This is a genomic window from Dyella sp. (genome assembly GCF_051954575.1).
Lineage (GTDB): Bacteria > Pseudomonadota > Gammaproteobacteria > Xanthomonadales > Rhodanobacteraceae > Dyella_B.
Map to the genome: position 1 here is coordinate 1 of NZ_JBQCHP010000106.1, position 12,887 is coordinate 12,887.

Consider the following 12,887-nt stretch of genomic DNA (forward strand, 5'->3'; position numbering starts at 1 on the left):
AAGACATTACTGACTACATCGTCAACTTCTACAACGCCAACCGCCTTCACTCCACCCTCGGCTACCGCTCACCCAACGACTTCGAGCGCTGCCACACCTAAATTCCCCTATCGACGTGTCCGAAAACACTTGACCAGTACACCCCAACGCCTCCCGCTATGGTTCCAAGGCATCGTATGGGAGGCCTTGCCATGTACCTGGACGCCAGTGTCAATCGCCGCCAGTTCACCGATACGGCCATCAACACGGCCGACGACGCAATCCCTGCGGCAGCCGTTGCCAGCCCCGACCAGCACAGCTCGACGCCGCAGCTCGCCTACAACCCGAAGCTTGCGCAACTGGCCAGCTTCCACATGCAGCAGCCACCCGGTTTCGCGCAACAGGTGGGCGGAAAAGACGCAAAACCCATCGACTTGACGCTGGCGAAACTTGCCCAGGATTCCTACGACCTCGATAACAAGAACATCGACGGCTGGACCCGCCTGAGCGACGCGCAACTGCAAGCGGCCGATATCGATCCGGCCACGTTGAACGATACGTCCACCGGTTTTCGCGCGGCGGTCTACCAGGATGGCAAGGGCGATTACGTGCTCGCCTTCAAAGGCACCTCCGGCGCGAACGACTGGAAAGCTGACGCCACCCAGGCGCTGGGCCTGGATACCGCGCAATACAACGAAGCGGTGGCGCTGGCCACCAAGGCCAAGGCCGCGTTCGGCAACAACGTGGTGCTGACCGGACACTCCCTGGGCGGCGGCTTGGCTTCGACCGCCTCGGTGATCACCGACATACCTGCCGTCACCTTCAACGCCGCCGGCGTCAACGACGCGACGCTGCAGCGCCTGGCGCCCGAAGGTGACGTCGCCGCAATGAAACAGGCCGCCAACGACGGCTTGATCCGCCGCTACGCCGTGCAAGGCGATGCCCTGACCGGCGAGCAGCAGACCGGATTCGCGCGCGGGCTCATCCCTGCGGCGCTCGGCCACGAAATTCAATTGCGCGATCCCAACAAACCAAGCTGGTACCTGGAAGCACCCGGCCTCAACCTGGTCACCGACGCCTACGCCGGCTACAAGGATCACTTGATGCCCGCCGTACTGCAGGCGCTGCAGAACGACCAGCCATGGAACCACAACGGCAACTACCTGCGCGACAACAGCATCACCGCACGCATCGCCGATTTTTCCGGCTCGCTCAGCGACGGCGCGGCCAACGTGGTCGACACCATCGGCGACAAGGCCAGCGACGTGACATCAACCGTATTCGACAAGACCGGCGATGCACTGGATCACCTGGGCACGCCGGGCCATTGGGCCGGCAACCTGATGCGCACCACAGGTACCGTGACAAGCAAGGCGATCGGTGTGGCCAGTGGACTGACGCAAGGGACGATCGAAGTGCTTGGGCACGTGCAGCGGGGTGTGATCGAGTTTACGGGCGGCGCGATTACCACCGGCGTCAACGGCGTAAAAAGCGCGGCGGGCTGGGTGGGCAGTCACGCCAAGAATCTGTTGCCGTGGAATTGGTAGGTACACGAAAAGGAAGGAAGCCCCACTATCCAATCTATGCGCCAGTTGCGTCACCGTTATTCATGGGCAAAATCAAAGTTCCAGTTGAACCAATTGAAGTGCTCGATCGCCTCGAGTATGCCGCCGCAGCCTGGCGCATTTGCGTGCAGCACAAGGTGCATCGAAGCAGTTTCTTCCAGCAGCGCCTGTTCGGAGGCTCCGACACATACCCCTGGATAACCTCGGTTGTACATCGACAGGTCGTTCAAGGTATTGCCCGCCACCAGAACGCGTTTGGGAGCAATGCCTAGCATATTGACCAAAGCCGAAAGGGTGCTGCCCTTGCAGGTATTCTTGGGAAGAACATCCAAATAGCGATCCGCAGAGTACAAAAACTCACATCCAAGCATATTCACGACGCACTCGAAATCGCCGCGGATCGCACGGAATTGCTCCGGGCTACAGTAGTACGAACAACGGCGTTCCTGGGATTCCTTCTGCCGTGTCAATGAGCTGAAACGCTTCAGTGCGTGATCCACAACGGATTCCCCAGGCCAGGAGGCGTCGATCTGCGATTGGAGCGGCTCGATAGGTTGCATATCGGAAACACCGAAGACCGTAGCACCAACATCACAGATCAAATAAGTCGGTGGTGGAAGCGTCGGGTCTGCTAATAAATCCTTGGTATCTTCGCGACTGCGACCCGTGATCCAGGCCACCTGCAAGTTGGAATGCACACTGATAAGGTGATAAAGCTGTTCGCGCGATGCGATATCGCCTGCCAAAAAAGTTCCGTCCAGATCGGTGGCCAATAGCAAGCGCGGATCCCTCGACAAGAAATGCATTGAATCCCCCTTCGGATTTCGGTTTTTCATCCGCATGATTTGCGTCTGTATAGATCAGAGCACCCCAAGAGGATGCTCCGTGATCGATGTCATACGGAAATTGGGATGAGTGGCTCTCCGTGAAGAGAATCATTCAGCATTTACCGACTCCGTAACGGTCCGGTACACCTTTTCGGTTTCATCGGATATTCGTGTCCAACCGTATTGAGCGCGGACGCGCGCAAGTCCAGTGGCCGCTAATTGTTGCCGCAGATCGGCATCGTTCAGCAGTACGTGCAGCGCGTGGACCAGGCTCGTCACATCGCGAGGCGGCACCTTCGTGCCATTTACACCGTCCTCGACAGTGTCGGCGAGACCTCCTACGGCAGTGACCAACACTGGCTTACCGCAGGCCATGGCTTCCAATGGAACCAAGCCGAAAGGCTCAAACCAGGGCGTGCAGGCCACGACATCGGCACTGCGCATAAGTATCGGCATGTCCTGGCGTAAAACTTGGCCGAGAAAAGTCACCCGATTGCCGACACCCAGGCGCTCAGCCAGTTTCTGCAAACGCCGAGCTTCCGGGTCTCGTATCAAACTTGGCGCCGGTGGCCCGCCGGCGATCACCAATTCGATATCGGGCAGATGGGGCAGTGCCTGGATCAACAGGTCAAAGCCTTTGTACTCCATCAATCGCCCCGCGGTGAGCACACGGCGCCTGGGCTTATGTTCCCGCTGCGCCTCGCCGCCTCCGGGATTGAATCGGTGCAAGTCTACGCCACACGGAACGATACTGATTCTGTTGCGTCCTATCCCCATGGACATCAGTTCTTCGGCTTCACTACGGCAGGTCGCGATGATCTGCGTCACCGATTGGCCGATCGCCTTTTCTACTGGAATACGCTCGATCGGGCTTGTATCGGCAGCACCCAGGTGGCGGCGTTTGACTGTTCCGAGCGAATGATAGGTATGCACGACCGGAAACCTGCCATCGGCCGCAGTCAACGCGGCCAATGCAGACATCCAGTAATGGCTATGCACGATGTCGGGCATCCAGTCCTTCCATCGTTGTCTCAGAAGTTCTCCGAACATTGCCATGCAGGGCAGGAGCTCGTTTTTTGGCACTCGCCTGGGCTCGCCTGCCGGTATCCGCTCAACCACCACTCCTGGAGACAACCATTGCCTATCCGGACTGTGCGGGTCATCGCGCCGGGTATAAACGGTTACCTGATGCTTTTTTTTTGCGAGAGCCTGCGACAAGGCGGCCACATGGACATTTTGTCCGCCAGCGTCAACATCGCCGACAGAAGCAGTGGGATCGGAATGCTCGGAAACCATCGCAATCTTCATGACCTACCTCCTTGTAGTTATCACTCCACCAAGGGCGCGGGGTGAGCGTGTCGCGCTGGAATGAACGCATCAGGTATCCAACCTGTGGCCCACGTCAATCCGTGGGCTACATCCGGCGGGCCTTTGCTACCGTTACGTTGAGCATCAGCGCTGCTGCAACGATCAACATGCCACCTGCGAGCCGGATTACGTTTTCCGGATTGCCGTCCAGGATGCTTTTGTACACCAACGGTACGGTAAGGATCTGCAGCAGCATCGGCAGCACGATGAAGACGTTGAACAACCCCATGTACACACCGGTCCGCTCTGGGGGGATGCTGCTGGCGAGCATCGCATAAGGGTTACCCATCATGCTGCCCCAGGCCATGCCGACACCGACCATCGGTAGCAGCAACATCGCGCGCGAGTGCATGACCGGCAACTGCAGCATGCCCAGCCCGCCGCACAGCAAGCAGACCGCGTGGATGGGCTTGGCGCCCAGGCGACGCGCCAGCGGCATCATGGCGAAGGCGGCCAGCATAGCTACGAAGTTATAGAAGCCGCCTATCTGGCCGCTGATCAGCACGGATTGCGCGAAAGCCGGGCTGGCCGAATCCGTGGTTCCGTAAAGGCTGCGCGCGATCGATAGCGTGATGTATTCCCAGTAGCAAAACATCGCGTACCACTGGAACAGCATCATCAGCGCAAGTTGCCGCACGGTGACAGGCATGTCGCGAACGGCGCCGGCGATCTCGACCAGCGTGGCGCCGAGGCTACGCGGCGCGCGGCGCATGCGCTGCAGCTCGTGTTCGCAGAGCGGCAGTTCCGGCGTGCTCCATGCCGACCAGGCGACGCTGGTGATCGAACAGATGGCGCCGATCACGAAGGCGATCGTCACCACGTGCGGAATACCATGGCTGTTCGCCGCTCCGGCCGGCATACCCAGACCGACCAGGATAGAGGGCGCCAGATACGCTAGAGTCTGCGATAAACCGGTGAATGCGCTTTGCATCAGGTAACCGGCGGCATGCTGTGACCTATCCAGGCGGTCACCCACGAAGGCGCGATACGGCTCCATGGTGATGTTGTTGGCCGCATCCAGTATCCACAGCAGGCTGGCCGCGACCCACAGCGCCGGACTCATTGGCATGGCGAGCAGGCACACGCTGCAGATCAGCGCACCGATCAGGAAGTACGGTGTACGGCGGCCGAAGCGGCTGACGGTGCGGTCACTCAATGCGCCTATCAGCGGCTGCACGAGCAAGCCCGTGATCGGGCCGGCCAACCATAGATACGGCAGGCTTGCATCGTTCGCCCCGAGGTATTTGTAGATGGGGCTCATATTGCTTTGCTGCAGACCGAAACTGAACTGGATGCCGAAGAAGCCGACATTCATGTTCAATATCTGAGAGAACGTCATCCAGGGCTTTGGCGTACGCCGCTCCGCGGTACCGATGGTGATCGCTTCCTGCACGTGCGTCATAGTTTTGCCTGATTAGCGTCGAACCTCAGCCACGAATCGCGAGATCGGCCATGCGGGCGTATGGAAACGGGGTTCATTGTTGTCGCGCCCCGAATCAGTCGCGATGGCGAGCACGATCAGGCGCGACAACTGCATGGCTTTGTGCGCGTCGGCGATGCTACCCCAGTTGCGCCAAATATTTATTGGCATCGCTGGCCGACAGCACGCCCGCACTCTGTGCATTCTCAATCGCAACCTTGGCAGCCTGCGGCCAGCCGTTGATGTCCTGGCTGATGGCCCCGACCCATTGATCGAGACTTCCGCGCTGCAGCAGCGCATGGATGATCTCGGCCTGGTAAACGGTATTGCTATTGCCTTTGAGCAAATTGCCGATCAGTTGATCCTGGTTGGAGAATCCAAGCGTCGATTCCAGATCACGATCGGCCTTTCGCCGTGTATTAGCGTCCGCGCTAAACAGATCCGGATTATGGGCCTGCAAGTAGGCTTTCGCATTCGGGCAACCCTGGATCACATTGTTGACCAGGTCTGCTTTGTGCGAAAGCGGATGCATCCCATCATTGGACTGACTCATGAAAGTCTGGATGTAATTGGGATCGTCCTTGCTCAAGGCGTCAGCAAAACCTTGCGTGCTGCTGCCCTGAATACCGCACGCTTGAGCCACATCGACGAACGCTTTTGCCGCGCCCGGTGATTGAAACAGTTCCGGATGCGCTTGCGCCAGCGCGCGCAAATCGGTGCTGGACAGCTGCAGGCCGTTCTGCAGGGATGCTGATTCCTGCATCGCGTCGCTGCTCAAAATCTTGGCGAGGTCCGCATTGACACCGCCGCTGGTCATAAATTGCTTTGCCGCCGCGGTATGCTGGTCTTTGGTCTGCACTGCATCGACCACGCCCAGGCCGACGGTGGCGACGATCAGCAAGCTCGTGCCCACGGGACCTGCCAGCGAGCCCAACCCAAGCTCCTCGCCGAACACGCTGGCGCCGGCACCGGCGATACCCACGCCATCAAACGATGCTTTCGGCACATTCCCCCAATTGTCCGCAAGATCCATCAGGTAATACGTGCCATACAACGCGTTGGCGAACTTGGCCGTAAGGTCGCCAGGTATAGAGTTCGTGTCGCCCCATTGCCCCACTTTCCCAGACGAATCGAGCAAGTTGACGGTATTCAAGAAGGCGATGCCGTCCTGTCCCGTATTGACGGCCAAAGCCAAGGTATACAAAGCATCCTTGACTTGCCCACTCTGACTGGTCTGCTGTGCCGAGTTGGTCAAGGCCGTGCCCGACAAGTCAAAGGCGATCGCGCGGAACGCGAAACCCGCCACGCCTGTGTCGAAAGGCGACTTGGCGATGGCGCTCAGATCATTTTTAACGGCTCCAAGCGCATTGACGCCCTTGCCCTGTATGGCGTCTTCCAGCGACTCCGTCTTCAGGTCATCGAGCAGCGTATTGAGCTTGTCGACCTGCTGGTCCATATCGCTCTGTGAAATACCAAATATCCGCGCCTTGTTGCGCAGATCGTTGATCGCCTGCCGGGCACTGCTGACGCTGGCCGGATCGTTCGGGTTGAGGTTACTGATCTGCGGCAGCACATGGCCGGCCACATACGCCTTGGTAACATCTTCAATCAGCCCCTTGCTCGTCTGCCCATCACCGATCATCGCGTCAGCGAGATCAGCACCGCCGCCGGCGAACATGCCTGGATCTTGTTTCAAGGCAAATTGGAAGGCTTTCTGTGCGGTGTCGCTGCCGACGATATTCTTGTCGAGGCGCTGGTTGAGATCAGGCACCTGGTTGTCCAGGCCGGCCTGCAGGTGCTTGAGCTGCGCCACGCCGCTGGCCAGCGCATGCGCATCGGCAACGATATTGTTCCGCGCAGTGTCCAGTTGTTGCTGCCACTGCGGGCCTTTGCTTTTGACGTAGCTTTCGGTCGCCTTTTGCAGCTCATCCGGCGTCATCGCCGGCCCGGCATTATTCACTACCCAGCCCAGTTCCTTGGTGATCTCCTTGTAGCTGTTGATATCCTGCTGCGTTTTTCCCAGGAACTGTTCCAGGCCGCCTTCGGCCGCATTGAGCGCCGCCTTGGCCGCGGCAGGATTGGTGGTTTGCAAATGCTCGGCCAATGCAATGGCGAAGCTCACATTGCCATTGCCGAATTCGCCGCTGATGGTATCGGCCAGCACACTCTTGACGCCGGCGTGCTCCTCGGCATCGGCGGTCAGGTCATTAACTGCACCACGGTTGCTCGCGTAGTACCCGGCAACCTGGTCGATCACCACCTTCGCTTGCGGACTGTCGCCAAGCGAACTCAATACGCCGTGCACGGTTTGGAACGGAACCAGGCCGTCCTGTGTATTGGGCTGCAATTGCGCAATCTTCTGGATAGTGGGCAGGCTTGCTTGCGTCACGGCTGTTGCAAGCTCCGGCGCCAGGCCATCGGTGGCGGATGCAAGATTCGCGGCCGCTTGTGTCGCCGTGCTGGGATCGAAATCGTAATTCTCAGCCTTGGCGCCGTTGTACGGCTTTTCGATGTCTGTGGCGGCATCGTTGATCCAGCCTTGCACGCGTGGATCGGCCAGCACCGCCTCGACGACCTCCGGCGGTTGGCCTTGCAGGTCGATGCGCTTGAGCTTGTCGGCCGCGCTCCAGTCGCCGGAGAAGTCAGGGATCAGCGCATTGGCCTTCGTCGTGACCTGGTAGCTATGGATCGATGCGGAAATATCGGACTGCGCCGTCGCATCACCCTGGTGGCGCTGCTGGATGTTTTGGCCGAACTCCTTGATCAGCTGATCGGCCGGCGTTTGAAATTCTCCTGGCACTCCTGCGTTGCGGTTGGCGACCTGGCCGCCGATCTCATCACCGATCGCCCTGTCCATCGCGGCCTTTGCCTGCGCGATATCCGCCGCCGGCGCGCCCTGCTTCACGGCCGCCTCGTAGGCGGCGATCGCGGCGTCGGTTTTTTGCGCGGAGGTTTGCGGCATCGGCGCCGCATCATCCTTGCTTGGCTGTGTCGCGTTCGCAGGCAAGGTGAGTACCTGGTTTTGCTGAAGCCCGGTATTGATGCTGATGCCGTTGGCTCTTGCCAGCTCCTCCGGCTCGACCTTGTACGCCTGGGCAATGCTGGTCACCGTGTCATGCGCCTGCGCGGTATAAGTTTGCGACGCAGGTTGGGTGAGTTGGTAGTTGCTGGCAACGTCTCCGCCGTCGATGCGCATGACACACACCTCTTGTGAATGATTTCCAATGGAGCATGTAATGCTTGCTGTCACATATCTGCAAGCTAGGGCCATCCCGAGCTAGGGATAGCCCCAGTGCACGTAGAGCAGCAGATCGCGCCGAACAAACGCCAATCCTTACGCCGGCGGCGTCGCACCAAGCAGATCCTGCAGCGTCACATCCAGCTGATGCGCCGAACCAGGTTGCTCTTCCTCGTTGAGCGCCAAACCGCCGCTGGCGACAGCGAGTTTCGATTCGTCCAGCAGCACGCCTGGCCCGCTACCGAAGACACCGTGATTGACCGTGCCGGTGATCAGTTCGTTGTGCTTGGCCATGTCGTCCCAGTTGTGGTCGTTGGCGTCCGTTGCGTTGAACTTGCTAGCGTCGCCACCGACGCCGTCCAGCGCCGAAAGCATGGCGCCTGCAAAGGTCTTCTGGGCATCCGCGCCAAGCCCGTTGAACCACGCCATGGTCTGCTGCGCATCCAGGCCATGCAGCTGGCCGTAGCGCAGCAGCATGCTGGTAGCCGGCACGTCGTCCTTGCTGTGCCATGCGGCCAGCGCATCGGCGGCGCTCTGGTGGTAGCCAAGCCCTTGCAGGAACGCTTCGCGGCCCGGTACGGCCTGATCGTTGGCTTTCTTGCTCTGGTAGGCCATCAGGCCCATCGTGCCCAAGGCAACCAGGCCGATGCCGATCGGGCCGGCCCAACTGCCCGCTGCGCCCGCTACGGAGAAATCGGCAAACGTGCCGGCCAGCAGGCCTTCACCGCCCGCGGCGGCGTTGCCTGCCGCCCACATCATGGAGCCCACGCCGGTCATGGAATAGAACGTGCCATCGGCAGCGTCGCCATCGAGGAAACTTTGCCCGGCCTTCCATATGTCGATGCCGCCGGACAGATAGTTGACGGAGTGATCCACCGCGCGCGCGCCGACCTTGTCCACCCAACTGCCGCGATCGGCCCAGCCCATGCTGACCACGAGCCCGGCGGTCTTTTGCGAGAAGCCGGCGGCGCTGATCAAGGTGGACAGCTCGTTGCGGAACTGATCCAGCTGATTGGAATTGGAGGTAGTCATCTTGTCGTAAGCGCTGGCCAGGCTGAGCCCTGCGGCGCCGGCGCTAAAGGCGCGGAAAATGCTGCTGATCGGCGTACCGCTAGCGAAGCCCTTGATGGCGCCCAGTTTATTGCTGGTGTTATCGAGGCTGCTCTTCAGCGCCGCCGCCAGGGCGTCAGGGTTCTTTTCCGTATCGGCCAGTGCCTTGAAGCTGTTGAGGTCATTCTTGAGTACTTCGGTGGCCGCTTTCAGATCGACGACCTTGCCGTCGCTCATGCCAAGCAAGGTCGCCAGCTGTTTGTTGTCGCCCAGCTCGGTCAACTGGTCGATCACGCGCGTGTGGCTGGCTACGTCATCGCTTGCCTTGAGCGCACTGCGCAAGGCGTTCATGCGCCCTTGCACGTAGTTCGTACCCAGCTCCTGGATCAGCTTGCGCCCGCCCTGGTCCGCCACTTTGCCCGCCTGCGCAAGGAAGGTGATCATCGACTGGCCCTTGGGACCTTGCATCAACGACGGATCTTCCTGCACCGCCAAACGGATCGCGGCTTGCGCACTCTGGCTGTTCACCAGCGGTTTGAGCTTGTCGCCCGCCGCTGCGGCATCGTCGGGATGCGCGGCGAACCAGGCGCCCAGGGATGATTCCTGTGACAGCAGCGCCTTGCCATCGGTAGCCAGTTGCTGCTGCGCCTGCGCCACGTTCTGTTCCCAACCCGCGCCCTTGTACGCGCGATATTTGTCGATGGCGCTGTTCAATTGATCCGGCGTCATCGACTGGCCTTCCTTGTCGATCAGGCTGCTCAATTCACCGGTAAGGCCCACGTAGTTCTGCAAATCCGCATCGACCTTGTGGTGCGCATCGGCAACCGTTTGGAAGATCTGGTCGCGCGCGCTATCGGCCCATTCGTTGGCGATGCGGTCGTTGCCGTCCTTGCGCACCTGCTGGGCGATGCTCAAGGCCAGCGTGGGATCGCCCGATTGCCTGGCGGCCTCGGTGAGCATGGAGATATCGCCGAACGTTCCACCATCCCATACGCGTCCATTCACCTGGCCCGCGAACTCGCTGGCGAGCGATTGCGCGGCGGCCTGATCCTGCTGGCCCAGCGTGCCCACGATCGAGGACAGATTCGACAGCGTGCTCGTCACATGCAGGTCCCGGTCCTCGCTGTGGTAATTGATGGCGAAGTGCGCCAGCTTGTCCAGCTGCGGTGTCGCCTCGGCGATCAGGTCCGCCCGCATCTGCGGTGACGAAATACCGGACAGCAAGCTCACGTAACGGCTGGAGGAATCGTCCGCGCCTTGCAAAGCCTTCACGAATTGGCCGTCGTCCTTGAACTGGATGTTGCCGTCATAAGGTTGCGCCGCCCACGCGGAAGCCGCATGCACGATGGAGCGATAAGCGTCCTGTTGGCTGGCGACGGTGCGCACCTGGTCGGAAGAAGCGGATTTCAATGCGGAGTCCAGCGCAAGCAGCTTGTCCTTGGGCGAGTTGTACGTGCCGTTGTCGACGCTGTCCAACAAAGTTTTCGCTTCCTGCGTGTCCACCGCCTTCTGGATGTCCGCATCGCCCTTGTAGCGCGCAAGGATGTCCTTGCGGATGTCCGATGCGCGATCGGCCAGGCTCGGCGCCGTCTCGCCCAGCGCCTTGCGCTGTTGCGGCGTCAGCGAGGTATCGACGGGTGGCTTCTCGGCAAGGCGTGCCTGCACTTCGGCATCCACGGCCTTGTTCAAGTCGTTTTGCAGTTGTGTGCGCGAGTCGGCCAGGTCCTGCGCTTCCATGCGATTGTGCGGCCTGGCTTGCTGCGCTGTGTGCAAGTCCGACAGCGCCTTGTCCACTTGCTGTTGCGGTGAGGCTGCCGGCTGGGTCGTCGTGCTCGACGATGCCACATTCTCGTCGCTGGATGGAATCGTCAGCACGTCGCCAGGCACGACGTTCAAGGAATTGGCGAACTTGCCCGGATTGGCTTGCACGATGGCGTCGCGGGTAACGCCGAAATGTTGCGCGATGCTGTCCAGCGAGGTGTCGCTGCGCTGCACGCGGTACTGCTGCGGTTGCGAGGACGGTGTCGGTGATGGGCTTGACGGTACGGCGGAAGGGCTCGAGACATCGAAGTCGCGGGGGATCATCTGCGCTGCCTTTGCAAGAGCGGGGGAAGGCCGTTATTGGAAAGGAAGTGTGGAGGCTTGGGTATTAGGGTTAACCCTAAGGCGTGATGCGAACAGTGTCGTTTTTTCGTCATTCCGGCAAGGGACATGTCTGTCTATTTAGGCAAGCCTTACCGTACCTCACCGTCATTCCGGCGAAGGCCGGACGTAGTGCGCAGCGCGGAGAACGTCCGAAGGACGGCCCCGAAGGGGTGAGCAAAGCGAATCATCCATGCTGACGGTTGCGTAGCGCCTTCATTGAATCGACATATATCCCGCATGGATATAAATGGATTCCGGCCTTCGCCGGAATGACGAATGGGTGGACTGGAAGATCAGGCAGCGATGCCGACTTACTGACTACCACCCACATTCCACATATACCGCGGCGGCCGGCGCCCGCGGAACTCGGCAAAATCCACGCGCTTCGGATAACGCGCATTGCCCGTTGCACGCAGGTCACGCCGTGCGCCATGCCAATAACGGCAGCGGCGCGTGCGCGGTCGGCGCCGGCGGCGCATCGCCGCGATCGCTGCACGACGGCGGCGACCCTGCTCGCGTTGCTCGTCGGTCTGTTCCACGTCTTCGCTGCTGGGGCGGCTGATGCGTACTTCGTCCAACCCATCGCCAGTGCGGCGCACGCTTGGGCGATTATCCTGCCCGATCGGATCGACGCGGCGCATGCGATCGTCCACCAGCGAAAACTGCATGCTGCGTCCTGCGCCAAGAACAATCACTTTGGTGCCGCGCATGCTGGCCGCGAGTGCTGCCAACGCTTGCGGATCGACAAACGGCGATGGCTGCGATGGTATCGGTGCAGAGCTGCCAGCGCCCGCTTGCGCGGCCAGCAGCAAAGCCATCGCTTGCAGCGTCATCGGATGGCGATCGGTGGGCAAATCCAGGGCATTCATCACCCCGGGCGGAATGATGGTGGTGCCGTTGTCCGCTGGTGCCGTTCGTATCGGCAGCGCGGCGAAGCGGCTGTCGTCCATCGGCGGAGGCGGCGGCATGTCTGGATAGCGTTGGCGGTCCTGCGCAGCCGGCACCACGACGTTGGCCACGCGCGTAAAACTCAACGCGCCTTCGCTTTCGCCTTGATGCGGTATCGATGCCACGGCGAATACTTTGCTGGGGTCCACGTTCGGCGCCGGCATGGCTGATGCGATGGTTTGCGGTTCGGCCGCCTGCGCAGGTGCCTGGTTCGATACGGGCACGGGTGAAGGCTGCGACACAGAGACAACCGGCATCGGCATATCGAGCGACTGGCTGGCGTTGGGTGCGTCAATGACCGGATTGATGCTTATGTTCCAGCGATCCGCTTTCGGTTCGCTCGGCGC

Annotated in this window: 8 protein-coding genes; 2 read left to right on the forward strand and 6 right to left on the reverse strand. The window is 60.5% G+C overall.

Annotated elements, in window-relative coordinates:
* Both ACTHNE_RS14325 and ACTHNE_RS14330 read left to right on the forward strand, forming a co-directional pair.
* On the forward strand, positions 1 to 101 hold a 101-nt coding region (locus ACTHNE_RS14325), incomplete at its 5' end, for an IS3 family transposase (RefSeq protein ID WP_324942441.1).
* 90 nt (positions 102 to 191) lie between these two features.
* Entirely contained in the window at positions 192 to 1,526 is a 1,335-nt protein-coding gene (locus ACTHNE_RS14330; RefSeq protein WP_324947429.1) for an Mbeg1-like protein, read from the forward strand.
* 56 nt (positions 1,527 to 1,582) lie between these two features.
* On the opposite strand, the gene ACTHNE_RS14335 is transcribed toward ACTHNE_RS14330, so the two are convergent.
* From ACTHNE_RS14335 to ACTHNE_RS14360, 6 genes are all read right to left on the reverse strand, one after another.
* A complete protein-coding gene (locus ACTHNE_RS14335) occupies positions 1,583 to 2,350 on the reverse strand; it encodes an HAD family hydrolase (protein ID WP_440269613.1) in 768 nt (255 codons plus the stop codon).
* Positions 2,351 to 2,479: 129 nt separating this feature from the next.
* Positions 2,480 to 3,679: a glycosyltransferase gene (locus ACTHNE_RS14340; protein WP_440269614.1), complete on the reverse strand. Its 1,200-nt coding sequence runs from the start codon at positions 3,677 to 3,679 to the stop codon at positions 2,480 to 2,482.
* Between the two features lie 106 nt (positions 3,680 to 3,785).
* A complete protein-coding gene (locus tag ACTHNE_RS14345) occupies positions 3,786 to 5,141 on the reverse strand; it encodes an MFS transporter (protein ID WP_414649781.1) in 1,356 nt (451 codons plus the stop codon).
* 157 nt (positions 5,142 to 5,298) lie between these two features.
* A complete protein-coding gene (locus tag ACTHNE_RS14350) occupies positions 5,299 to 8,355 on the reverse strand; it encodes a LysM peptidoglycan-binding domain-containing protein (protein ID WP_440269615.1) in 3,057 nt (1,018 codons plus the stop codon).
* Between the two features lie 138 nt (positions 8,356 to 8,493).
* A complete protein-coding gene (locus ACTHNE_RS14355; RefSeq protein ID WP_324947437.1) occupies positions 8,494 to 11,532 on the reverse strand; it encodes a LysM peptidoglycan-binding domain-containing protein in 3,039 nt (1,012 codons plus the stop codon).
* A gap of 371 nt (positions 11,533 to 11,903) precedes the next feature.
* A partial coding sequence (locus tag ACTHNE_RS14360; RefSeq protein WP_440269616.1) for a hypothetical protein occupies positions 11,904 to 12,887 on the reverse strand: 984 nt, incomplete at its 5' end.